Annotated in this window: 20 protein-coding genes; 3 read left to right on the forward strand and 17 right to left on the reverse strand. The window is 44.8% G+C overall.

The annotated features are described in order from the left end of the window. Window positions 1-200: 200 nt before the first annotated feature. The 16 genes from QZ169_RS03295 to QZ169_RS03370 all read right to left on the reverse strand — a co-directional run bounded on the left by QZ169_RS03295 (window position 201) and on the right by QZ169_RS03370 (window position 21,607). A complete protein-coding gene (locus QZ169_RS03295) occupies window positions 201-1,274 on the reverse strand; it encodes a hypothetical protein (protein WP_295504875.1) in 1,074 nt (357 codons plus the stop codon). Then, window positions 1,261-3,744 carry a phosphoenolpyruvate synthase gene (locus tag QZ169_RS03300; protein WP_295504876.1) on the reverse strand — a complete coding sequence of 828 codons (2,484 nt, stop codon included), beginning with the start codon at window positions 3,742-3,744 and terminating at the stop codon, window positions 1,261-1,263. Before QZ169_RS03300 ends, QZ169_RS03295 begins: the two co-directional genes overlap by 14 nt. Next, entirely contained in the window at window positions 3,744-4,643 is a 900-nt protein-coding gene (locus QZ169_RS03305; RefSeq protein WP_061423395.1) for a UbiA family prenyltransferase, read from the reverse strand. Before QZ169_RS03305 ends, QZ169_RS03300 begins: the two co-directional genes overlap by 1 nt. Beyond that, a complete protein-coding gene (locus tag QZ169_RS03310; protein WP_295504878.1) occupies window positions 4,628-5,500 on the reverse strand; it encodes a phosphatidylserine decarboxylase in 873 nt (290 codons plus the stop codon). The genes QZ169_RS03305 and QZ169_RS03310 overlap by 16 nt, the downstream gene beginning before the upstream one ends. Then, on the reverse strand, window positions 5,493-6,125 hold the full coding sequence (locus tag QZ169_RS03315) for a phosphatidylcholine/phosphatidylserine synthase (RefSeq protein ID WP_227963355.1): 633 nt from the start codon (window positions 6,123-6,125) through the stop codon (window positions 5,493-5,495). The genes QZ169_RS03310 and QZ169_RS03315 overlap by 8 nt, the downstream gene beginning before the upstream one ends. After that, complete coding sequence (locus tag QZ169_RS03320) at window positions 6,112-8,607, reverse strand: PEP/pyruvate-binding domain-containing protein (RefSeq protein WP_295504881.1); 2,496 nt, start codon at window positions 8,605-8,607, stop codon at window positions 6,112-6,114. The genes QZ169_RS03315 and QZ169_RS03320 overlap by 14 nt, the downstream gene beginning before the upstream one ends. A 14-nt stretch (window positions 8,608-8,621) precedes the next feature. Continuing rightward, window positions 8,622-9,212 carry a CDP-archaeol synthase gene (locus tag QZ169_RS03325; RefSeq protein WP_295504883.1) on the reverse strand — a complete coding sequence of 197 codons (591 nt, stop codon included), beginning with the start codon at window positions 9,210-9,212 and terminating at the stop codon, window positions 8,622-8,624. Window positions 9,213-9,494: 282 nt separating this feature from the next. Further along, window positions 9,495-10,496 carry a UDP-glucose 4-epimerase GalE gene (galE, locus tag QZ169_RS03330; RefSeq protein WP_295504885.1) on the reverse strand — a complete coding sequence of 334 codons (1,002 nt, stop codon included), beginning with the start codon at window positions 10,494-10,496 and terminating at the stop codon, window positions 9,495-9,497. A gap of 45 nt (window positions 10,497-10,541) precedes the next feature. Continuing rightward, entirely contained in the window at window positions 10,542-12,023 is a 1,482-nt protein-coding gene (galT, locus tag QZ169_RS03335) for a UDP-glucose--hexose-1-phosphate uridylyltransferase (RefSeq protein WP_295504887.1), read from the reverse strand. 219 nt (window positions 12,024-12,242) lie between these two features. Then, window positions 12,243-13,421: a galactokinase gene (locus QZ169_RS03340; RefSeq protein ID WP_295504889.1), complete on the reverse strand. Its 1,179-nt coding sequence runs from the start codon at window positions 13,419-13,421 to the stop codon at window positions 12,243-12,245. 176 nt (window positions 13,422-13,597) lie between these two features. Further along, a complete protein-coding gene (locus QZ169_RS03345) occupies window positions 13,598-14,734 on the reverse strand; it encodes an ABC transporter ATP-binding protein (RefSeq protein WP_295504891.1) in 1,137 nt (378 codons plus the stop codon). A gap of 21 nt (window positions 14,735-14,755) precedes the next feature. Continuing rightward, a complete protein-coding gene (gtfA, locus tag QZ169_RS03350; RefSeq protein ID WP_295504893.1) occupies window positions 14,756-16,201 on the reverse strand; it encodes a sucrose phosphorylase in 1,446 nt (481 codons plus the stop codon). 244 nt (window positions 16,202-16,445) lie between these two features. After that, window positions 16,446-17,279 carry a carbohydrate ABC transporter permease gene (locus QZ169_RS03355; RefSeq protein WP_002904353.1) on the reverse strand — a complete coding sequence of 278 codons (834 nt, stop codon included), beginning with the start codon at window positions 17,277-17,279 and terminating at the stop codon, window positions 16,446-16,448. A gap of 13 nt (window positions 17,280-17,292) precedes the next feature. Beyond that, entirely contained in the window at window positions 17,293-18,159 is an 867-nt protein-coding gene (locus QZ169_RS03360; RefSeq protein WP_223311319.1) for a carbohydrate ABC transporter permease, read from the reverse strand. A 13-nt stretch (window positions 18,160-18,172) separates the two neighbouring features. Further along, window positions 18,173-19,432, reverse strand: coding sequence for an extracellular solute-binding protein (locus QZ169_RS03365; RefSeq protein ID WP_295504896.1), 1,260 nt, complete (start codon window positions 19,430-19,432; stop codon window positions 18,173-18,175). A gap of 12 nt (window positions 19,433-19,444) precedes the next feature. Next, window positions 19,445-21,607, reverse strand: a complete 2,163-nt coding sequence (locus QZ169_RS03370) for an alpha-galactosidase (RefSeq protein ID WP_295504897.1) — start codon at window positions 21,605-21,607, stop codon at window positions 19,445-19,447. 102 nt (window positions 21,608-21,709) lie between these two features. Between QZ169_RS03370 and QZ169_RS03375 the strand changes: the two genes are divergently transcribed. The 3 genes from QZ169_RS03375 to birA all read left to right on the forward strand — a co-directional run bounded on the left by QZ169_RS03375 (window position 21,710) and on the right by birA (window position 24,576). Then, window positions 21,710-22,540 carry an AraC family ligand binding domain-containing protein gene (locus tag QZ169_RS03375; RefSeq protein ID WP_295504899.1) on the forward strand — a complete coding sequence of 277 codons (831 nt, stop codon included), beginning with the start codon at window positions 21,710-21,712 and terminating at the stop codon, window positions 22,538-22,540. Window positions 22,541-22,622: 82 nt separating this feature from the next. Next, on the forward strand, window positions 22,623-23,624 hold the full coding sequence (locus tag QZ169_RS03380; protein ID WP_295504901.1) for a LacI family DNA-binding transcriptional regulator: 1,002 nt from the start codon (window positions 22,623-22,625) through the stop codon (window positions 23,622-23,624). A gap of 16 nt (window positions 23,625-23,640) precedes the next feature. Next, a complete protein-coding gene (birA, locus tag QZ169_RS03385; protein WP_295504903.1) occupies window positions 23,641-24,576 on the forward strand; it encodes a bifunctional biotin--[acetyl-CoA-carboxylase] ligase/biotin operon repressor BirA in 936 nt (311 codons plus the stop codon). A gap of 52 nt (window positions 24,577-24,628) precedes the next feature. Here the strand turns inward: birA and QZ169_RS03390 are convergent, their stop codons facing one another. Next, window positions 24,629-24,820, reverse strand: coding sequence for a DUF3272 domain-containing protein (locus QZ169_RS03390; protein WP_295504905.1), 192 nt, complete (start codon window positions 24,818-24,820; stop codon window positions 24,629-24,631). Window positions 24,821-24,839 lie beyond the last annotated feature (19 nt).

Consider the following 24,839-nt stretch of genomic DNA (forward strand, 5'->3'; position numbering starts at 1 on the left):
TTTTTCCATATAATAATCTCTTAAAATTTTACAGAATTTCCTAAAAAAATTCAATGCTTTTGCTTAAAAATATATCTTTGAAGGTTGAAATCATCATGTTTTTAAACAGCTAGAAAATAGTGTTCATTTTTACCTGAAAAATTAAAAAACAAATCTTCAATTAGAAAATCTGTTTTTTAAAATGTGATTTATTTTGTTAGTCAGGAGTTCAAATCCAATTCAAAGAGACCATAATCATGCTTGTCTCCCTGCAATTCCGCTGCATAGTGACGCGTGACGGTTTTTTGATGAATCAAGGCACCGATAGCTGAAGCCTGTCGCTTCTGTGCTTCTTTAAAAATCGGATAGGCCAAGGCAGAGCCCAATCCCAAAAATTGCTCATCTACTCCTAGATACATAATCATATAGCGTTTTGGAAAACGCTTGATCCAAAAAAGTTTAGCCAGGTTGAGCGGAGTCAGTTTTTGATAAACCAGAGAACCGTAGTCCGGCATGGCAATCAGAAAACCAGCTAGCTTGCCCTCCTTATAAGCTAGTTTAACCATAGAAAAATCAAGAATGTACTGGTATTTTTGAAAAATCTGACTGAACTGCTGACTGGAAATTGACCGATAAATTGGAAAATTTTGATAGAGGCGATTGAGGAGCTCAAAAACCTGCAGCGAAGCTTGATCCCACTCCTGCTTCTTTGAAGAGCAAATGGTGAATCCTGCTTCTTCAAAAGACTCAAAGCGATGAGCTAGCTTGTCCTGATGAGTTTGATTGCTTACCTTGGGATAAAAATTGGACAGATAGCGCTCCTTGAGCTCGAAACCAGCAGCCTGCCATAGCTCAGGATAATAGTCTGGATTATGAGGTTCTCCAGTAAAAGGGAGCTCCTCTGTTCCAGTCAGCTGCATTCGATAACCCAGCCAAAAGCTTGCCTGTACGGGGCCGATAATGCTGCTAGCTCCTAGACTGCGGGCGAAACCTGCTAAATGCTCGATAAAAGCAGATGAAATCTGCTGGTCATTGATCGACTCGAAAAATCCCAAGTAAGCAGCCTCATCATCTGGATAGAAGGTCAGAAGGCCTCGAATACAAGAACGACCGTCCTCATAGCCAATAAAGGCATAGGTTTCTAAGTCAGAACTCAGCGGGTGACTGCCCTCAATCAAAGATAACTCTTCCTCTTCCGACTGCATAAGGTGGTCTGGCTGGTAAATCCGCTTGGGCAGGGCTAGAAAATCGTCCAGCTCTACAGTATTGGGTTTGACTGGTTTAATTTCCAGCATGGTCTTCCTCCTTGATCAGTCGAATCTTGCCAGTAAGGCCATCCATCTCAATCCAGTTGCCATTTTGCAGCTGGCTGCAGGCACCTCTGACATTGACAATGGAAGGAATACCCAACTCGCGGGAAATAATAGCCGTGTGCGAGAGCAAAGACCCCTGCTCAGCAATGACACCCTTGGCTTGGGTCAGAAGATAAACCCAGCCCGGATCGGTCATCTTGGTCACGATAATCCGGTCCTGAGCAGACTCAATCTCCTGCACATCTTCCACGACCAAAACCTGAGCCTTAACGAAACCAGGCGAGCAGCCAATCCCTTGTAAGGCTTGATTGCCCGTATTATGACTGCTGGTACGGTTTTGCGGCTTCAGGTATTTCTCAAAGACCTGTCCAGCAAAAACGTAGCGACTAAAGGTTGGCAGCTCCTTATCAGCCTCCATCTTTTCTCGACGATCAGCTATCAAACTGCTAACATCTCTGGGTGTTCTGGTAAGCTCAAACAACTCTTCCTTTGTGAGGTGAAAAACATCGTCAGGCGTAGCCAGCAGCCCTTGCTCGGCTAATTGCTGCCCAAGCGTTCGGAAAATCTGCCGCATCATGCCGTAGATCCGTGTGCGGTTTAAGCGGGAGCTTTCCCGATATTTAACACCAGTCATGGCTCGCTTGCGAAGAAAATTCGTCCACCAGCCTGATTTTTGCACCTCTTCTTCAAGTTTTTGAGGGGCCAACTTCTTCTCCTCTTGCTGGCACATTTGCAGCAGGAGCTTGAGCAGACGCTCTGGATGCGTTCGGAAGGTTGGTGTTTCTAACTTCAACTCTTCTGGAGCCCGATCACCAAATTCATGGATAAAATGGACTATTTCTTGAACCAAAGGATGCTGGCGATTTAGAAAGACAGCTGGACTTTCACTTGCCATGGCCTGTCTAATCTCTGCATTTTCTTCTGCTTTCAGCTGAGCTGTTAAAGCCTGCAGAGCCAAAGCCGGCCGCATACTTTCAATCTGCTCAATTCCTGCAATCTCAGCCTGAACAGCCCCGCCGTGACGCGACTTCTTCAGGAGTCCGGTATAGACAAAAGCATAGAGATCATTGACTAGCGTAATGTCCCAGTGAGCCAAAATATCCTTTTTTAGCCTGCTGACCAAGCCAATCAAGGTCTCCGCATCTGCGTCGGGAGAAAAGCTCGTTTCGTATTCGCGCTGAATTTGGGCAAACTGCTCTTCTAATTGCCGCATTTGCTTGGGTGCCGTCCAAAACTCTCGAATAATGCGGAGCATGATTTGCAGGCGTTTGAAAGCAGACAGGTGCACCGGCATCTGAGGTACCTCTGTCTCTCGAACACCCAGCATATCCTGCCAGATAGGAATGATTTTCTTCGAAAAAGGCAAAAGCTGCAAGAGCTGATACCAGCTCTGAATTTGGTAATAGACTCGGCTATTGACCGGCTGCAGCATATTTTGAAAAGTAGCTTCATATGCAGCCAACTCAGGGGCACCCTTGCCAACCAAGCGCTGGGCAAGACTGCGGAAAATGCTGGCATAAGCCTCTTGGATAAAACTAATAGTCAGAGGACTGGAAACGCCCGGATAGCTCTCGACAATGTTGCTGTTATCCAGAATAATCTGCTGTCCCTCTGGCAAGGTGGTAATAGGTCGTGCCTGCAAGAGATAGAGCTGGCCATTTGCGAAGGTAAACTCCATATCCATGTAAGGTCCGAAAAGCTGACTTACTTGACCAGCCATGGCCTGTAACTCCTCAAGTAGTTCCTGCGATAAGTCTGGCGAGTCCTCCGTCTGCTCTGTATAAAAGAGCTGGTCCTTGGGATGGAGGGTCACCATTGTCGTAGGAATCTTATCCTCAACAACCTTATTGCCCAAGCCCCGACCGATAACAATGATGTGCTCGTTCAAAATTCCCTTGGGATTAGCTGTGAAGTAAATCCCAGACAAATCTCCCTCCTGCATAACCTGAACAAGGCAAATCATCTGCGCTTGCTTCAACGATAGTCCTTGCTCAAATAGATAACTAAGAGCCGACTCCTGATAAAGAGAGAGCAAGGTCGCTTGGATAGCTTCTTTAAGTCCATCTGGCTTCACATTGAGCTGGCTCTCAAACTGACCGGCAAAGGAGGAGGCCTTCCCATCCTCAATGGTAGCAGATGAGCGGATTGCAAAGCGACAGTCTTTCTGAGAAACCTCCTGCCGGATCCAACTTTCTGCTGCCGTCAGATCTTCTTGACTAAACTGCTCTCTGGCCCAGTCCTGGAGTTGCTGACTTAACTGGGACAAGTCCAACTCTCCAGACAGATAAGCTTCTTCCATCCACTCCAAGTCAGCAGAGCTGGCAGATTCTTGAAAAAAGTCAAAAGCAAACACTGCAAAGTCAGGAACCGGCAATCCAGCAGCCTGCATTTTCAGCAAATGATAGGCCTTGCCTCCGACCTGGTCAAGCCCTGTCTGCTTGATTCTTTTCATCAAAGTACCCCCATCAAGAGATAAACAGCAACGGACAGAACCATGGTTGTCTCCGTGATATAAGTATAACGCTCCACCCGCTCCCGGATATTAAAGCGAGTTGGATCCTTGATAAACTGCTCAAACTGGACGGTCATCCAGATGACATTCAGCACCAAGACCACCACTCCGACATGGGAAATATTCCAGAGAAGAGCGAAATTGGTCAAGATATCCAGCAGAGTCACCACCTCGATAAAGCGAGTGGCTTTTTTGTAGCCAAAAAGCTTAGAATAGGTCACATACTCTGTCTCGTCTTTTGGCGCCCGAATCTTGCGGCAGACTTCCCAGATCAGACTTGGGAAATACATGGTAAAGGCCAGCAAGACCGTCGGCAGGGACAAGAGAGGCAGATTGTACTTGTAGCAGACAAAAGAAATGGTATAGAGATTCAAAATCATCATGACTGGATTATGGGTCACTAGAGCCAGTGGCAGAGAATTTTGAATCTTGTCACGCTTGAAGAACCAGAAGGACATGAGAGTTCCGTAAATATAGAGAAAGAGGAACCAGCCGATATTGTTCATAAAGAGGATATTGAGAAGTACAGACACAGCTACGATAAAGCTGAGGGCAATAGCCAGATCCTTCTTTTTCACTCGTCCAGATGGCAGAGCCCGATGAGGAAAGAGACGTCTATCGGTCTCATAGTCCTTGAAATCATCCGCAATCCGCAGAATCATCAGAAAGACGAAAATGGTAAAAATCCCAATCAACTCCTGATGGTCAAAGTGAAAGGTGGTCACTCCGTCATTGAGCAAGAGGACAAAATAAATCTCAAAAAACATGATGGCGGCCACAAAAAATCGTGGCAGCAAAGGAAACATTTCCTTATAATAAACAGCTAATCGTTTAAACATAGCTTTTCTCCAATCTTTTCCCCCATTTGAATCTGGGTTTCTATTCCGAGGTCTGAGTAAGTCAGGATATCCTGATCCAAGCGAATCGTGCCTGCTGGATAGAGGACAAGGATGGTTGAGCCGCCCAGACCAAAGCAGCCCTTCTCCTGTCCTCTGACCAGATGGTCCTGACTGTGATTGTATATTCTGCCGACCAAGAGAGCCCCTACTTCCATCTGCAAGACTGGCCCTAGCTCGGTATCTAAAAGACAGTATTCTCTTTTATTTTCCTTGTAAATGAGGCGCCGCTTCTGGGCTACCCGTCTAACCGTATGCAGTCGTCCCTTGATTTTTCGTTTTTGGGTAATTCTGCCGGATTCAGCAGCCAGATAGCGGTGCAGGTCTTCCACTCCCAAGCGATAGACCAGCGCTGTTCCGCCAGTGAACAGCTGAGCTAACTCTTCATCCAACAGTAAGTCAGCTAGCCTGTATGTCTGACCCTTTATTGTCAGCCGTAAGTCCTGACTAATGGTAAAAACCTCCAGCTTGGCATCCGCCACAGCCAGTACTTGACTGTCAGGACAGACTGGACGCAGACCAGGCTTGATTTTCCGCTGGAAGAAAGCCGCAAAGCTAGAATAGGGGCCATCTTCATAGTCAGCCAGATTCAGCTGATAATTTTCTACAAAAGCTGCAATTTTCTTACGAGAAAAAGAAGTGTAGTCTTTCAAAGTCAGAAGATAAGACAGGCTAGGTTGGGTCAAGATAGGCAATAGGAAGCGGCCCCAAGCAGTGCCATAAAGCTTGTCTAACAGACCCGCCTTGTATTCTGTCGGTTCCACTACTTGGCCAGTCTTTCGCTGATAGACCTTAACCATGCGGGAGAACTCCCAGACCAATCAAACTTGCAACAGCTAAAATCGCAAAGACCAGATAGGCCAGCTTATTGGGCTTGGGAATACGGCAGTTGTAGACAAATAGGAAGGGCAGCAAAAGAGACAAGCCCAGCCACACCCAAGCAAAGAGACCAGGCGCCAGCCATTGACAGACCAGATAGGTCAGAGGGAAAAAGAGGGCGCTGTAGGTCACGGGCAAGCCGATAAAATAAGCGCCAGATCCTTCATCATGCTTGGCCAAGCGGTTAAAATGCGCTAAGCGCGTGACAGCAGCTAATACATAGAGGACAGCCAAGATGATATTGGCCGCTCCCAAGGGCAGCTGAGTCATGAGGAGCACAGCCGGGAGAGCCGCAAAGCTAATCATGTCGCAGAGGGAATCAATCTCAATGCCGAAGCGCTTCTGACTTTCAGTCCGCTTCATCCGTCGCGCCACGACACCATCAAAGAGGTCACAGATACCGCTAACGATAAAGGCCATCATGGCTAGCCGCAACTGGGACTGAATGATGGCATAGACTGCCAAAAGTGCAAAAGCAGCGCCCATATAAGTCAGGATAACAGATTTGTCGTATTCACCGATAAACAAAGGTTCATTCTTCTTCATGAATTCTTATTTCTCCTCTTCTTCCATCTAAAGTTACCATCATGCCAGTTTCTAGCAGCTGAGTTGCATTCTTAGCGCAGACCAGAGCTGGAATCCCGCATTCCCGAGCGACAATAGATGCATGGCAGAGAACCCCGCCATACTCTGTCACAAGACCGCCTAGAATACCAAAAACATAACTCCAACCCGTATCTGTATAGCGAGTGACAAGAATTTCTCCCGGTTCAATCGTCTCAATATCAGCCAAATCCAAGAGAACTCGAACCCGACCGGTTACCTGACCGCTGCTGGCTGGCATCCCCGTCAGCAGAGCCTGACTATCATGGACCACTTCTTCCAAGCTCATCTCTTTGTCGGTCAAATCCCCCACTGGCTCAAAATTTCGATAGGTCTGGCAATAATGCCGATTATCAGCTGCTTCTTCTTGAAGCTGGTCTGCAGTTTTTTGCCCTTCCATAAAGGCAGACAGGCTTTCTTTCTTAATGTAAAAAATATCTTGTTCATTTTTAAGAAAGCCTCGCTTTTCATAGGCTCGGCCGAGTTTTAGGCTAATCTGACGAATGAGGTGGTAATAGCGCGTGGAAATATCCTTGAACTCCTCTCGCCACCAGAGCAAGTTCCTCAGGTCTTGACTGATTTTTTCAATTTTTTTCTGCTTGGATCGAGATAGATGAGCCAGATCCAGCTCAGACTCTGAGACAGGACTGAGCGAAGCTTTGGCCGCTTGGTAATACGCTGAATCAGCAACCAACTGCTGGACAGCTGTCAGGACCTGATAAGCATCTTCTTCATAACTAGCTACTCGTAAGTCCAGCTCTCGTGCCGAGTGATAGCCAAAATCTTTTTGGAAATCCTGAACCTTGATGAAATCCGTTCGCTCAGGATATTGTGCAGTCAGTTCCTGCAATTCTTCCACCGATAGCTTCAACCAATCGTCTGTCAGTTTCTCGTCTGCCAAAACAAGATCCGCAACTTCCAGCATCCTAGCCAAAGGCTTGGTATGCGAAACATTTCCCAACTTAGCAATCAGTTGGAAAAATTCATCGACCGTCAGCCATTTGAGCAGACTGGTCTTTTTCATAGACAGCTGGACCGTATTAATGTAGGCCTGCCAAAAATACGTTCCCTCACTGTCTAAATAAGCCTGATTTAGCACTAACTGCCAAAGACTCTCGACTTGCTGGATCGGGCTTTGGTCGTTCAGTTCTTGGATTTCTTGATTCAGGCGGGTAAATTGCTGACGCAGCTCTTGCAGCTTCTCTGGCGCCTGATGCAGAAAAGTCTTAGTTACTTTTTGCGTTTTCAAGGCTACCCGCAGGAAATTCAAGAGCAAGGCTGGACTTAATTTGCTGGTAAAACCTTGACCTTGGTAGTCTTTATTGACTCCCAGCTCATCATCAAAGTCTCGCTCAATATAGCCCGGAATCTGCTCCATACCTTGCTTGACTACGCCTAAGTTCCAGAAAGGCCGAGCATAATGGAGACGCATCAGTGGAGGCATCACACCTTCAGACTCTAGGCCAATTGCCAGCAAAAAGCTAGAAAGGGCCTCTTGCCAAGAATGGCGATAAAGGCTCCACATCAGGTTGGGGCAGGGCTGAGCCGCCACGCCTCCATCCCGAAAATTTGCTGTCGTCCAGCGGCCACTGTCGATTTTAGTTGGTACTGTTGTAATGGGCCGAGCCTGCAGCAGATAGACTTGCTCTTGGACAGCACACCACTCAATATCCATAGGCCGACCAAAATACGCCACAATCTGCAAAACTTGCTCGTGCAGCTTCTGCAAGACTGACAGAGAGATTTCAACATTTTCACACTGGCTCCAGTCTGGCTTGTACCAAGGAAGTGTCAGCTGCTCAGGATTGACTTGACCACTAACCAAGATATCAGCTGATCCTTTTACATACTCCAACAGCATGGTCTGGTCCTGATTAGTCGCCACATCTAGGGAAAAGCAGACACCGCTGAAGTCAGGCTCTATCTGCTCCTGAATCAGCACCGCCATGGCAAAATCCTGCTCAGGCAAACCCTGGCGCTGCCAGTAGGCCAATGCTTCTGGATTAAAGAGAGAAAGCAGACAAGAACGAATGCCCTGCTCAATTTCTGACAGTGTCCGGCAGTTGCCAATCGAGTCATATTGACCGGCAAATGACATGGCCTGTCCATCTTCTAAAAGGGCACTGCTGCGAACGATATAAGCCTGATTTTCCTGACAAAAAGCTGCTAACTCCTGTAGCCAAGCTGACTCCAAAGGATATTGCTGCAAACGCTCCGCAATTTCCTCCTTGCCCAAATGAATTAACTCTTTAAGTCCCTGCTCTGAGTATTCTAGCAGAGCTGCTCTTAGCCAAGCCATTACTTGGTCCGCAGGCAAAATCAAACCCTTAGGAACCGAAAGCCCCAGCTGACAGAGGTTGATTAACTGATTGATTTTACCGCCATAGACGGCCGAAGGCTCTTTTTCCAGCCATAGTTCTTTCATCACAAACTCCCATTTCACATACGATTTTTTCTAAGCTTAGCCCAGTAGAGCAGACGATTGACTCCTAGATGCGTGCCCGCCCCTAGGATTAGAATGCCCAACATCTGCTGCCAAGACAGAGGGATAAAGAAAAGCAAGAAAATGATACAGCCAATCAAGGAATCAATCTGGTCTATCCAGATAAAGGTCCATTTCCAGCCATTTTCCGCCGTCTTGCCCTCTTTGATTTCCAAACGGCGCTTGATAAAGCTATTGGGCAGCTCAAACAAAACATAGGCCAGCCCCAAAAGAGCTCCAAGCACCAGATTAAACAGGACGGTATTTTCGTAGAAGGGATAGACCAAGTGCAGCTTCTCTAGGGTGGGAATACCCTTTAAGAGCAATCCCCAAAGGATCTGAGCCAAAGCTCCCCAGACAATCATGCCAAAGAAACCTTTCCAGGTCTTGTTATCCCCAAAAAGCCTCTTCCCATCCTTTAAAATCAACCCAGCATCCATTGGTCGATAAGCCGCCTCTAGCAGTGAAGACTTGCAAAAGATCATATTCAGAATCCCAGCCAGAATGACCGGCATCAGGGTGATATATAAGGCAAGAATCGAATGCATACTTATTTCCTATTCTTTTTATGAAAATCAGCTTGAAAAGATTAAGAGACTTCTCAAACTTTTATGGCTTCATTATATCATAAGTCTCTAAAGCCCTTACACAACAAACTGTCAACATCTGTCTCATCTGATAATCTTTCAAGACAAAAGTTCTTTATTTTGCTGTGTCTTCTACGTCCTCTTGCCCTCTAAAAAAACTGAACAACTCTGTCTTTAGAGATTCCAAAATTAGAAGTAACTAAACTAAATTAAAAAAACCAGCTTTTTTGCTGGTTTATCATTTTATCCTCGGTCATCATAGACATTTGGATGGCTGGAATGCCATTTCCAAGCGGTTTCGATAATGGTTTCGATATTGTCAAATTTCGGCTGCCACCCCAGAACATTTCTTGCTTTCTCAGAGGAAGCAATCAGCGTATCTGGATCCCCTGGGCGCCGCTCTGCTATTTCCAAAGGAATCGGATGGCCGGTCACTTTGCGAGCTGCTTCTACAATCTGCAAGTTAGAAAAACCAGTCGAAGAGCCAAGGTTAAAGGCATCTGAAGGTTGACCAGCACGCAGATGCTCAACAGCCAGAATATGGGCGTCAGCCAAGTCGAAAGGATGGACATAATCGCGGACATTGGTGCCGTCCGGAGTATCGTAATCGTCTCCAAAGACGGCAATCTTCTCACGTTTACCCTGAGCTACTTGCAACACAATGGGCAGGAGATGGGTTTCAGGCCCGTGGTCCTCTCCGATAGACCCGTCAGGCTTGGCACCGGCCACATTGAAATAGCGCAGGGCTACAAACTTGATACCATAGGCCCGGTCTGCCCAGCGCATAATGGTCTCCATCATGAGTTTGCTCTCACCATAAGGATTAATCGGCTTTTGAGGAGTCGTTTCCAGAATCGGAACTTCCTCAGGAATACCATAAGTCGCCGCTGTTGAAGAGAAGACAATATTTTTAACACTGCATTCCTGCATGACCTCCAAAAGAGAAACCATGCCGGCTGTGTTATTGTCAAAATACTTGAGCGGATCTGACATAGACTCTGCCACCAGTGAAAAAGCAGCAAAGTGAATGACTGCATCGATAGATGGATGTTTGGCAAAGACATCACGCATAAAGTCCTTATCCGCCAAATCCCCCTCATAAAAGACCGCTTTCGGATGGACGGCTGCCCTATGGCCAGTCACCAAATTATCAACGACGACTACCTCTTCCTTGCCTGCCGCTACTAGACGGTCTACCATGTGCGAGCCGATATAGCCAGCTCCACCTAATACTAAAATTGCCATAAAACTTCCTTTCCCTCTTACGCTAGATTCATTATAACACATTTCCTAGGGCTGGATGCCCACGGATTGGACGAAGCGCATGAAAGCCTCCTGCCCTTCCTCTGTTCGCTTGTAAACTCCCGCGTCTTCCAACACACGGCTGAAAATTTGTCCAACCGAGGCCTGAACTACTCCTTCCACCGTCTCAGCGGTGACATCTGGATTCTGGTCTTTGAGCTGATCTGCCCACTCCTGATGATAGGCAGCAACCTGACAGTCTTCTCCCAGCAAGAAAAGTTCCACCTGCTTGAGTTCTTCCTTGAGCCGAGGCGGTAGAATAGCCAGCCCCATAACTTCAATCAGACCGATATTTTCTTTCTTAATATGCTGCACATCTGCATGAGGGTGATAAATGCCGTCAGGATGTTCTGGGGAAGTTTGATTGTCCCGCAAGACCAAGTCTAGCTCAAAAGATTCATCTTTCCTGCGGGCAATCGGTGTGATGGTATGATGCGGTTCACCCTCAGACTCTGCCAACACTTGCACACTCGGGTCAGAATAGGTCCGCCAAACTTGCAAGATCTTGTCAGCCAACTCAATCAACTGCTCCTTCTTCTCAGACCTCAGACGAATGACGGACATAGGCCACTTGACAATGCCTGCCTCTACCTCATCAAATCCGCTAAAAGTAAAGCTGCAATCCAGCTCTGCTATTTCCATAGGGAAGGTATGACGTCCGCCCTGATAGTGGTCGTGGGTCAGGATAGAGCCGCCGACAATGGGCAGGTCGGCGTTGGAGCCAGCAAAATAACCCGGAAAAGTCTCAACGATGTTCAGCAAGCGCTCAAAGGTCAGCCGACTGATAGCCATGGGAAGGTGCTGGCTGTGCAGAAAGATGCAATGTTCATTAAAGTAGGCATAGGGCGAATACTGGAAGCCCCATTCCTGTCCAGCCAAGTCAAAGCGAATAATCCGATGGTTGGCGCGGGCTGGGTGGTCCAAGCGACCTTGGTAACCTTCATTTTCCATGCAAAGCTGGCAGGCCGGATAATGGCTGTTCGTAGCCTTTTTAGCTGCCGCAATTTCCTTGGGATCCTTTTCTGGCTTAGAGAGATTAATGGTAATTTCCAAATCTCCATATTCAGTTGGCGATTTGAAAGCAATGTTTTTAGCAATGGCCTTGACCTTGATGTAGTCATTTTTTTGACTAAGCTGGTAAAAATCAGCTACAGCTTGCTCGGGATTAGAGGCGTAAGTCATCCAGAAGTCCCGATTGAGCTGGCTAGGGGCAGGCGTGATTAAGTTCATCAGTTCAGCTCCCAGTATATCCTGCTCAGCCAGAGTATCACCAATCTGCCCATTCTTCATAGCTACAGCTACCAAGTCATTCTTCAGGTCAATTAGCTGCTCAGCCTCTGTCTCCTGCTCTGCCACTGTCTCTCCAACTAAAGCCATGACACGATTGCTCAGATAGATGGTGTCCATTTCCTCAAAAGTACTCTTGTCAATCACCGCTGATACAAAAGCATCCAGTAACTTCTTGGACATAGATTTTCCTTTCTTTTGCTAGTAAAGAGAGGAGGACAGAAATCGGTAATTCGTTAGAATTCGATTTCGTCGTCCCACCTCCGCACAGTTGAGTAGGGCTGTAAAAGCTGATGAAATCAGCGTAGTAGAGCCCACTCAACCACTGCGTCTTGCTCGACAATCCAAAGACAATTGAGAGGCTAGGACTTTTGTCCCAGACCCAAGTTCCTTTTCTGTGAATTAGTCCAGCACTCGGCTTCCGCCAGCTACTTCTGCAATGTAAAAACTAGGGGCATAGCCGACATCCTCTTGATACTTAGAGCCGACATTTTCCTTAAAAGTATCCACAGCACCCTTACGCACTAAAGCAATAGCACATCCGCCAAAGCCAGCCCCAGTCATACGAGCCCCCAGAACACCTTCTTGCTCCCAGGCTGTGTGAACCAAGGTGTCCAGCTCTAGACCAGTCACTTCATAGTCATGTTCCAAAGAAACGTGGGAAGCATTCATGAGACGGCCAAATTTTTCAAGATCTCCTGCCTGCAAAGCTGCCCGTGCTTGCAAGGTCCGTTGATTTTCCAAAACAGCATGGCGAGCCCGTTTGAGACGATTTTCGTCCTCAATCAGATAGCTATACTCGTCAAAGGACCACTCGTCCAACTCACCCAAGGTCGCGATAGACAGCTTGCGGTTAAGTTCTTCAACAGCTTTTTCACACTCAGCACGACGTTCATTGTACTTAGAGTCAGCCAGCTCACGACGCTTATTGGTATTCATAATCACTACGACATTGTCCTTGAGATCAAGCGGTACCAAATCATATTCAAGAGTATTGGTGTCAAGATAAATAGCCCGCTGGTCAGCTCCCATTCCAATAGCAAACTGATCCATAATACCAGAATTAACCCCGATAAATTCATTCTCAGTTAATTTACCGATTTTGACTAAGTCCAGCCGCTCCAAGTTCAAATCAAAGAGTTTCTCAGCAATGACACCCGTCAAAAGCTCTAGCGATGCAGAAGATGATAAGCCAGAACCATTTGGAATATTTCCATAAACATAGACATCCATGCCTCGGTCAATCGTATGGCCCGCCTCCTGTAGAAAATACAGAACTCCTTTTGGATAATTGGTCCAGTTATGCTCAGACTCAAAGTGCAGGTTTTCCAGCGGCACTTCAATAATCCCTTTTTCTTCAAAATTCCCTGAGAAGAATCGCAAGAGCTGGTCATCTCGCTTACGAGCCGCTCCATAAGTTCCTAGAGAAATTGCTGCAGGAAAGACATGGCCGCCGTTATAGTCCGTATGCTCACCGATCAGATTAATCCGACCGGGTGAAAAGAAAGTGTGATCCGCTTCTACTCCAAAAACCTTGGCAAAATCTGCGCGGACTTGCTCTACTGAAATGACATTTGACATAAGCTAAACTCCTTTAAAATAAATAATCGATATTGTAATCGTTTTCTTATCTTTATTATAACTATTTTCTAGTAAAACTTCAATAAATTTAGTAAAATTTTACTAATTTTATAGATAGATTTTTTGTAAAAATCCAAACAGTAATCTGTCTGGATTATTTTATAAGGAGCAATAGATTAGAAAATATTGTCTTCCGTCTCAGCATCAAAGTAATGCGCCTTGTTTAGGTCGAAGCCAAGTTTAATACTGCTTCCGGTATTCATATGATCACGTGCATCAACTTTGGCAACAAACTCACTGCCACCAACCACACAGTAGAGGTGAGACTCCGCTCCAAGCAACTCAGAAACAGAAATCTTCGCAGTTAGAACCGACTCAGGGAAGGTTTCCAGAAAGGCTGGTTCCATGTTGATATCTTCAGGACGAATACCAAAAATCAACTTATTGCCTTCATAGCCCTTCTCCCGCAACCCCTTAAGATTGCCCTCTGGGACTTGGAGACTGAAGTCTCTGTTTGGTCCGACAAGACGGCCATCTTCCAGTGTCACTTCAAAGAAGTTCATAGCTGGGCTACCAATGAAGCCGGCCACAAACTTATTTGCCGGATGCTTATAGACTTCCTGCGGTGTACCAATCTGCTCCACTCGTCCAATCGTTCCAGTTCCAGCAGGATTCTTGGTCGCTGACATGATAACGATACGATCCGCCAGAGTCATAGCTTCAGTCTGGTCATGGGTGACATAGATAGTTGTTGCCCCAATACGGCGGTGAATCTTGGCAATCTCCGCCCGCATAGAAACACGCAGCTTAGCATCCAAGTTAGACAGAGGCTCATCCATAAGGAAAACCTTTGCATCCCGAACGATTGCGCGTCCCATAGCTACCCGCTGACGCTGACCACCAGACAAATCAGCTGGCTTACGCTGCAAGAATTCCTTCAAGCCCAGGATTTCTGCTGCTTCCTTGACCCGTTTTTCAATATCTTCCTTGCTGTACTTGCGCAGCTTGAGACCAAAGGCCATGTTGTCGTAGACAGTCATATGTGGATAAAGGGCATAGTTCTGGAAGACCATGGCGATGTCGCGGTCTTTTGGCGCCACATCATTGACCACTGTACCGTCAATAGAGGCAGTTCCTTCTGTAATATCCTCCAAGCCTGCAATCATACGCAGTGTAGTTGATTTTCCGCAACCAGACGGACCAACGAATACGATAAATTCCTTGTCCTTGATATCTAGATTGAAGTCTTCCACTGAGTAGTGGTCGCTGTTGGGATATTTTTTATAGATATTTTTCAGATTTAATTCTACCATTCTTCTTCTCTTTTCTTATCTCTATTCAAAAGTGATAGCTTGGCCATTTTCACTAGCGCTATATGTCAATTCTTTGAGGTTAATAACTACTTGAGCTGTGACTGATTTATCTGCATTGCTACGGACAATCCGGAGGCTATTTTCATCCAATAGATTCACTTCAATAGTGCCATCTAGGTCAAAGGCAGCAGACTGGTTGCGGTAACTGAAAAGCTTGAGCAAGGCTTGCACAACTGGACGCTTGACTTCTTCAGCAATCTCCTCATTACTATAATAATGACGGTTGATATTGCGGCCTTCCTTAGTGTTTTCTAGCAGTTCAAGGTCATTTTTCCCAGCTAAGAAACCAACATAATAGACCTGTGGAATCCCTGGAGCAAAAGCCTGAATCAGACGACTGATGAAGTACTTCTTGTCGTCATCGCCCAAGGCTGAGTAGTAAGTCGAGTTAATCTGGTAAATGTCCAGATTATTATACTCAGCTGAGGAATACTTACGCTTGACATTAGCCCCGACCTTATATAGTTCATTGGTTGCAAAGTCAATTTCTTTATCAGTCAGAATATCCTTAACATCAACAACCCCAATACCATCGTGAGTGTCCAGTGTTGTGAATTGCTTCATAGGACTCATTTCCAGCCACTTGACTAGACGCTCTGCTTTACCACTGTATAGAGAATAAAGAGTTACCATCGGTAGCGCAAAATCATAGACAAAGTAGCCATGCTCTGCAATCTTGAACTGGATAGAATAATGCTCATGAATTTCTGGTAAAATATCCGTCCCAAACTCAGCCGCTTGCTGCTGGACTTTTTCTAATAGATCCCAGATTTCTGGCTCAACAAAGAAATCATTGGTATCTAATTTTTTGACCGCATAGGCAAATGCATCTAAACGAATCAGATCACAGCCATGCTCTGACAGTTGACGCAATGTTTTCTTGATGAAATCATTAGTTACCTGACTGCGAACATCTAGATCAATCTGCTCTTCACCAAAGGTGTTCCACAGATACTCTGTGCTTCCATCTGCAAAGACGATTTCCTGCTTAGGTGCCCGATCCTTACGCTTATAAATCAAATCAACATCAGCTTGCGTCGGACGATTTTCTGGCCAAAACTTATCCCAGCTGAGAAAGAGGTCACGATACTCACTCTGATCCTTCTTTTCCTGAAAATCCTTATAATACTTGGACTGGCGTGAGATGTGGTTGATCATAAAGTCAAACATGAGATAATATTTCTCGCCCAGCTTTTCTACATCCTCCCAGTCACCAAAGGCTGAATCAACCTCTTCATAGTCTACTGGGGCGAATCCCCGGTCACCAGTTGATGTGAAGAAAGGGAGCAAATGCACTCCTCCAACAGCATCGCCAAAATGCTTTTCTAAATTGTCATATAAATCTTTTAAATTCTCCCCCAGGCTGTCTGAGTAAGTAATCAGCATGGTCTTATTTTGAATAGCCATAGTCTTCTCCTCTAAAATCTTGTCTTCTATATCCTTTCCTAGCGGTTTTAGGTTTTCTGTCCCTTAGATCGGTTTCCACTCCAGTGCGCCTAATAGAACACGCCCTAAGCTCTGTGCGAAAGATGAATCTTCCAAGAAGCTAAAACTTCTTTTCTCAATCCCCTATTTTTCCACAGGCGTTACAAATTCAATAGTTTATGGATGTGGATGCCTTTGAGCTTTTTACAGTCTTTGTATCTTGAGCTTACTTCACTGCCCCATTGCTCATTCCAGCAATAATGTTGCGCTGGAAGATGAGATAGACGATAGTAATGGTGATAATCCCAACAACATAAGAAGCAAAGCTCGGTCCATAATCATTAAAGTATTGACCTGTGTAGTTATATTGGAAGAGTGGCAGAGTCCACATCTTGGAGTCTTTATTGAGTACCAAGAGAGGAAGCATGAAGTCATTCCAGAACCAGAGGGCATTGATAATCATGGTTGTCGCATGCATGGGTTTCATCATAGGAAAGATAATCTTGAAATAAGTTGTAAACTTTCCAGCACCGTCAATTTCTGCTGCCTCATCCAGACTGTCTGGAATGGAAATCTTAATGTAGCCTACATAGAGAAAGAGAGTCTGTGGAACAGCGTAAGCCAGATAGAGAATAATTAATCCCCAAGTGTTGGCTAGTCCTAGCTTACTCATCATAACTGTAATAGGAATCATGATAACTTGAAAAGGAACGAAAATCCCTAAAATCAAGAGCGTATACATAATACCAAAAGCTTTTTTCTTAGACATATTACGAGCGATAGAGTAAGCAGCCATGGGAATAAAAATCATGACAACAACCAAAGATAGAACCGTGATTACAATTGAATTCCAATAGTAGCCTCCGATACCATCAGCCAAAAGGCGTTGGAAATTTTCTAAAGTCGGTTGAGTCGGAAATCCGAAAAAATTATTAACGATGTCTTTGGTAGACTTAAAGGAACTGAATATCGTTGCTAAGAGTGGAATTAAAATGATAATAGATCCCAGTGTTAGCAAGATATATTTACTAAAATTAGCTTTTCTTTCTGCATTTTTCATCGGGCTTCTCCTCTTAGATTTCAAATTTCTTAGATACTCTCAACTGGATAATAGAAATAACCGCAATCAAGAGAAACAAGATAACAGCAATGGCATTGGCATAACCAAATTGATTGCTCTTAAAAGCATAGTTGTATACCAGAAGTCCTAGAGAGGTGGTCGCATTATTCGGACCGCCGCCTGTCATGGCAAAGACCTGGTCAAATGCTGTCAAACCACCTTTTAGAGCCAAGATAAAGACCATGGAAACGCTTGGTAGGAGATAAGGAAGTTCCACCTTCCAAAAAATTTGTTTGCTGCTAGCTCCATCAATTCGAGCTGCTTCTGTAATCTCAGTCGGGATAGACTGAAGACCAGCTAGGAAGATGATAATAGGCATGGCTACCCCTTGCCAAAGCAAGACGAAGATTGCTGCAAAGATTGCACCGCCATTCGTTCCTAGAAGGCTGGTTTTAAGAAATTCAATTCCTAAGGTATTCCCTATAGCTGGCAATCCGTAGTTGAAAAGTTGCTTAAAGATAAGAGCCACAGTCAATCCAGATAGGACAGCGGGGAAGAAAAACCAAGCTCGGAAGAAAGTCTTTCCCTTTATCTTCGAGTTGAGAGCTCGTGCTATCCAGATTCCCAGCATAATCTCACCAACCACCATACAAATAGTAATGATCAATGTAAAGCCTATCGCGTTCATAAACTTAGGATCGCTCATGAGAAGCATAAAGTTATTAAGTCCGACAAACTTATAATTATAGGTCAAACCAGTCCAGTTTGTCAGGCTGTAGAAGGCACCTTGAAACATGGGCACATAGAAGAATACAGCCTGTAGTACAAGGGGAACAAGGACAAAGAGCCAGCCCCAATATTTCTCAATCAATTTTTTCATAGTAGATCTACTCCTACTCTACGTCTGCTTTCATCGGATTGAAGAAGGCATTTAGTGCTTTCGCCATATCCTCTTTGTCTCCAGTTGTAATATAATTCCCAGTCAAGGTATAAAAATCACTTTCACTGGTCCAGTCTTGAGCCAGCCAAACGAGGTGTCGATCTGTAAATGCTAGTTCAGCAAGACCGGCTAGCGGTGCATCTGAACCAGCTTCCTTGACACCTTCAATAGCTGTTGGTGAGCCGTCCACATCATAATATTTCTGCATAACTTCTGGACGTGACATATATTCAACAAAAGCATTGGCTTCTTTCTTGTGCTTACTACTTGACGAGATAGACCAAGCTAGGTCTCCTGCTCCAATGGTCAAGCTTTGTCCTTTTTGCTTTCCAGGGAAAGGAAAAGTTCCAACATTAAACTTAGGATCTTGCGCATTGATTGCTGTGATAGCCCAAGAGCCATTTGGAGTCATCAGGGCATCGCCCCTAGCAAAGGCACCGACAACATCAGTATAGCCTGCTCCCTGCCAGTTGGTTTGCATGGCTCCTTTTTTGCGGAATAAATCTAACAGCCTGAAATCATCTTTAAGCACTGAATCTGAAGACTTAATGGCATTTGGCTTGGAAAAACGTAGGTAATCATTCGCTTCCTTACCGCCACCTGTTGCAGTGGCAAGAGCTAACTGATGATAACCATTCAAGGTCCAAGTATCTGCTCCTGCAATGGCAAAAGGCGTTTCTCCTTTTGCTATAATCGTATCAACTAATTCCTCAAATTCCTCCCAAGTCTCTGGAACTTTCAATCCCAGTTCTTTAAATTTATCTTTGTTGTAATAGATACCATAAGCATTAGCAGTATAAGGAATATTGTAAATTTTCCCGTCAATCGCATATTTATCTGCGTAATGATTCTTAACTCGCTTGAGATAATCTTTATTAGATAAATCTTCAAAGTACCCAGCCTTAGCCCATTCTTGCAATTCAATAGACTGGGGATAGATATTGACAACATCTGGGATATCTCCAGCCAGAACGCGCGTTTTGAGTACTTCCCCAGCATTAGGAACGTTTACCACTTTCACATGCACATTCGGATTTTCTTTTTCGAAGTCTTTGGCAATCTCACGAAGGGTATCAACCATTTCACCCTTCTGATTGAAATACTCAATCGTTACCTTACCATCTGTTGACTCCCCTTGGCTACTGCAAGCTGACAGCCCCAAAAGGGACAGTCCTGTAATAGCAGCTAAGCTCATCTTTTTATACCATTTCATGGTCTAGCCTCCTTATTTTTTTATAAAATGCAACTGTCTGCTAAGATAATCTCCTTGCGGAAGATTCATAGTGATACCAGCATACATGAGTTCTGCACCTGAGTAAACTGCGCCATTTCCCTGCAGCTCATAAAGCCCTTCTTCTTCTAAGTCTTTTAGTTTCAAGGTTGTTTCCATCGTTTCCACAACTGATAAGACTCGGACATATGTTACAATCGTTTGATCTTCATAGTTAAATTGAACTGCTGCTTCATTGGAGCCAACATCTGGATTGATTAGCCTATACTGACGTCCTAGCTGGACCACTGGCCGTAATTCTTTATACAACTTCACCTGGTCTGCAATCGCCGCTTTCTCTTCATCTGATAGACTAGTCAAATCAAGCTCATACCCCAGATTTCCCATCATAGCCACATGACCACGAGTTGCCAACGGAGTAATTCGTCCCATCTGATGATTAGGCACTGCCGACACATGGGCACCCATTGAAATAGTCGGATAAAGATAAGAAGACCCATATTGGATTGGCAAACGAGCTATGGCATCGGTATTATCACTAGCCCAGACTTGAGGGAAATACCGCATCATACCAAGATCATTTCGTCCACCACCACCTGAGCAGGACTCAAAGAGAATATTCTCATATTTCTCTGTCAAATATTTTACAATTTCATAAAGCCCCAAGATATACTTATGCGACTGCATTTTGCTCGCCAGATAGTTAGTGCCATTCCCAAGATTGGTAATATTACGATTCATATCCCATTTTATGTAGTCAATATCGTGCTGACTTAATAACTGATCCAGTGTTTCTTTGATATATGCTACCACATCTGGATTAGCATAATCCAATACGAGTTGATTGCGAGAGTAAGTATGATCCCGATCAGGTACTTGAATAGCCCAGTCTGGATGTGCCCGATAAAGCTGACTGTCTACGGAAATCATTTCTGGCTCAACCCATAAACCAAATTGCAATCCTCTGCTATGAACTTCTGCTATGAGCTCTGTCAAACTGCCACCTAGCTTATTTTCATTGACAAACCAGTCGCCCAGAGCCCGATTATCATCAAAACGGTTGCCAAACCAGCCATCATCGAGAACAAAGAGCTCAATACCAACTTTCTGTGCCTCATCTGCTAACTCTAGCAACTTCTCTTTTTTGAAATCAAAGTAAGTTGCTTCCCAGTTATTGATTAGAATTGGCCGCTCTCGCTTCGCAAAAGCTTTCGGAATGATATGCTCTTGAACAAAAGCTTGGCTCTCATGACTAAGACCAGTCAAACCCTGAGCCGAATAATTCAACAGAGCAACAGGACTATAGAAAGTCTGCCCCGCTTCCAGTTTCCAAGCAAAGTTATCTTCATTGATACCGATACCTAGCCGAACTTCACTCAACTGATTTTGCTGAATCCAAGCTTCAAAGTTTCCGCTATAAAGGAGCTGAATTGCCCAAACTTGACCAGCCTCTTCCGTCGTTTCACTATCACAAAGGATAAGGCTTGGAGTCTGCGCGTGACCAGAAGCTCCTCGGTTAGAAGCTATTTTAAAAATTCCCTGTTCTAGCTTGTGACGACGAACTGTTTTTTCCCTAGCATAAGCTCCCTGTAAACTAATCACATCATAAGTACCTGCCGGCAAATCTGCCATTAAGCTCAAGTTCTTATGTATGACTGCTGTCTCTCTACCGATATTTTCCAGCTTAGTAAAGGTTGCAATGGTATTGCTATCCTCAAAAGCTGTGTAATAGAGAGTGAGGCGTAAATGAGCTACTGTATCCTCTAAAATAAAGGCCAGTGTTTCTGCATCTTCTGTACTGTGAGGACTAGGCAATCCTGAAACTTCCAAACCTCCCTTAATCAGCTGACTCTCAACAAACCGAAAATCTGTCACTTCATTATTAGCATGTTGGACTTGCAGAGAAGGTTGCCGGAAGTCTCCTAAACCATGCTGCCCCAAAACCTGCCGCTGGGTATCTAAGCTAAAACTCCGCTCATTCGACCTCGGATTACCAGAAAAAGCATGATCTCGCTCAAATACTGTATTGGAAAAATGATAGGATTCGATTTTTCTGCCTAAGTGTTTAAGCAAAAGGTAGCCATCCCTTTCCTCAATGATAAGACTAGAATTTTTTGTATTGATGTAGAATAGATGCTTGTCTATTTTTATAGCCATTTCTGAACCTCCATATTTACTAATATTTTACCTCATGAAATCGCTTTCTAAAATAGAATTATGTTAGGGAAATATGGTAAAATGTTAGGTAGGAGGCAAAATATGCTCGTTTTTTCAGAATACCAAACAGGAACAATTGATCTCTCACTTAGCTTCTACGGTTATGAAGAGTGCACACCTAGCTACTCTTTTGGACCAGCTATTAGAGATACCTACGTTCTTCACTACATTACCAAAGGGAAAGGTCAATTTCATTACAAAGGAAAAATTGTCGATTTAAAAACTGGAGATCTCTTTCTGCTCAAGCCAAATGAACTTACCTTTTATCAGGCTGACAAAGAAGAACCTTGGTCCTACTACTGGCTGGGAATGACTGGCGGAAGGGTTTATGACTACTTCAATCACTCTCAGATTGCCGAAGACTGCTACCTACTTGCTAATCAGGAACGAAAAACAGATAGGATTGGGAAAATTGTTGGGAACTTGGTTTACTTCGCTGAGCAGACCAAATCTAACCAACTAGCTCAACTCCACATTATGGGCCAACTTTATGAACTCATCTTTCACTTGGGCAGCGTTGCCTATAAGCCCCAAGCAAATACCCTATCTGCAAGCCAGCAACTCTATCTAGCCTGCAAGCAGATAATTGACACTCAATATCCCAATCCTAACCTCAGCATTCAAGATATGGCAATTAAGTTGTCCGTTCATCGCAGCTATCTAACAACCATTTTCAAGGAGGAGCATCAAAGCTCACCTAAAGAATATCTGGAATATGTCCGAATGCATCGAGCTAAACAACTCCTCAAAAGCACCCGTGAGCCTGTCCAATTTATCGCCTATTCTGTCGGTTTCTCAGATCCCCTTTACTTTTCAAAGGCTTTTAAAAAATATTTTGGCTTTTCACCAAGCTCATTTCGAGAACAAAGTTAAGTTTTACTAAACATATCTTTGTTATTTACTAATTTTTGAGTTATAATTTATGTAGACAGTAAATTAAAAAGGACCAAATCAAATGGCTACTATCAAAGATATCGCCCAGACAGCTGGTGTTTCTCCCGCAACTGTTTCGCGGGTTTTGAACTATGACAAGTCCATGTCTGTCAGCGATGAGACGCGTAAGAAAATTTTCGATATAGCTGAACAGCTCAACTACAAAAAAAGCAAAAGGCAGAAAAAGACTTCACCTCAAACCCATCGCATTGCCATCGTTGAATGGTACACAGAGCTGGAAGAGCTGGATGATCTTTACTACTACTCCATCCGCCTAGGCATCGAAAAGAAAGCTCAGGAACTGGGCTATGATATCGTACGGATTTTCAACAACGACTCTCTGAGCCAGCTAGAACAAATTGACGGCATCATTGCCATTGGAAAATTCAGCAGCAAGCAAGTCAAGGAGCTGGAGCAATACAGTCCTGCCCTGGTTTTCGTGGATAGCGATACGCTCGACCAAGGCCACAGCTGTGTAACAACGGACTTTGAGCATGCCGTTACTCATGTTCTCGACCATTTTCTTGAGCAAGGCATTCGAGAAATCGGTATGATTGCTGGACGCGAAGAAACTACAGACGGAACGACAAGTCTTGACGATCCGCGCTTGGCCTGCTTCTGCCGTTACCTTAGTGACAATGGTCTTTATCAGCCGGCCTATGTCAAGATAGGAAAGTTCTCCTCAGAGTCTGGCTACCAACTAATGAAAGACCTCATCAACCAGCAAAAAGAGCAGATGCCCAAAGCACTCTTCATAGCCAGTGATGCTCTGGCAATTGGTGCCCTCCGTGCTCTTCAGGAAGCGGGAATAGCTGTTCCCCAAGATGTCCAGATTATTTCCTTTAATGATACCTCCATTGCCAAATATGTCTATCCGCCTCTCAGTACTGTGACAGTCTTTACAGAGGAAATGGGCAAGCAAACTCTGCAGATGCTGGACCAGATGATTAAAACTGACGAAAGCCCCATCCCTTACATGATTAAGCTCTCTACCAAGCTGACACTAAGAGAAAGCAGCCTTTAAGCTAGAAAGACCTCCCATGAAAACCTACGAAAAACTCTTTGACATCCTCAGCCGAGCTGACGACTATGTCAACGGCGAAAAAATAGCCCAAGAATTGGGCATTTCACGAACTTCCATTTGGAAGGCCATTCAAAAATTGGAGAAAGAAGGAATCCAAATCGAGTCAGTCAAAAACCGCGGCTATCGATTGACAGCCGGTGATCTACTGATTCCTGATTGGATTGAGGAACATTCTCCTGTTCAGGTCTCCTTTAATCCTGACTGCCAGTCCACTCAGATGGATGCCAAGGCTGGCATGGAGGCCGGACGCCCTGCCAACACTCTCTATCTGGCCGCTGCCCAGTCTGCTGGCCGTGGCCGGTTTGGACGCAGCTTCTTCTGCCCCAGTCAAGGCGGCTTTTACATGTCTCTCCACCTCAAGCCCAACCTCCCCTTCGACCAGCTCCCCTCCTATACTATCTTGACCGCGGGAGCTATCTACAAGGCAGTGAAAAATCTAACCCTCATGGAGATTGATATCAAGTGGGTTAATGACATTTACTATCGAAACAAAAAAATTTCCGGCATCTTGACCGAGGCTACAACTTCTATCGAGACGGGTCTCGTCACCGATGTCATCATCGGTGTTGGCTTTAATTTTTTCATAACAGACTTTCCAGCCGACATCAAAGAAAAAGCTGGCTCCCTCTTTGAAGAGAAACCAGCCATTAGTCGCAATGAGCTCATTGCCGAGATTTGGAAATGCTTCTACGAAAGTGACCCAGAAGAGCTCATCTATCTCTACAAGCAGCGCTCCTTAGTGCTAGGACGGCAAGTGACCTTTAGCCAAAAAGGCGCAAACTACCAAGGTTTGGCCAAGGATATCTCAGACAGCGGGCAACTTTTGGTCCAGCTGACAGATGGTCAGGAAATCTGGCTCAACAGCGGCGAAGTCTCGCTGACCAGTTGGTAATCAAAAATTTCATTTCAAAAGGACTGAGTCATAAGACTCAGTCCTTTTTTCATTATTTCGGTCCTAAATGTTTATCGATTTCATCCACAATCCGCCCCATGACATAGGAAATCTGCAGATTGCGCAGCACCAAAACAGCCCAGAAAGCGGCCATAAAATAGCGCCCCGTCATGATGGATTCATTGAAAAAATAGGTTTCTAAGGCTGTGAAAACAGCCATCACAATAAATTGTCGTCTGTTCATAGTTTTATTATAACACGAA

Source organism: uncultured Streptococcus sp. (assembly GCF_905372115.1).
Lineage (GTDB): Bacteria > Bacillota > Bacilli > Lactobacillales > Streptococcaceae > Streptococcus.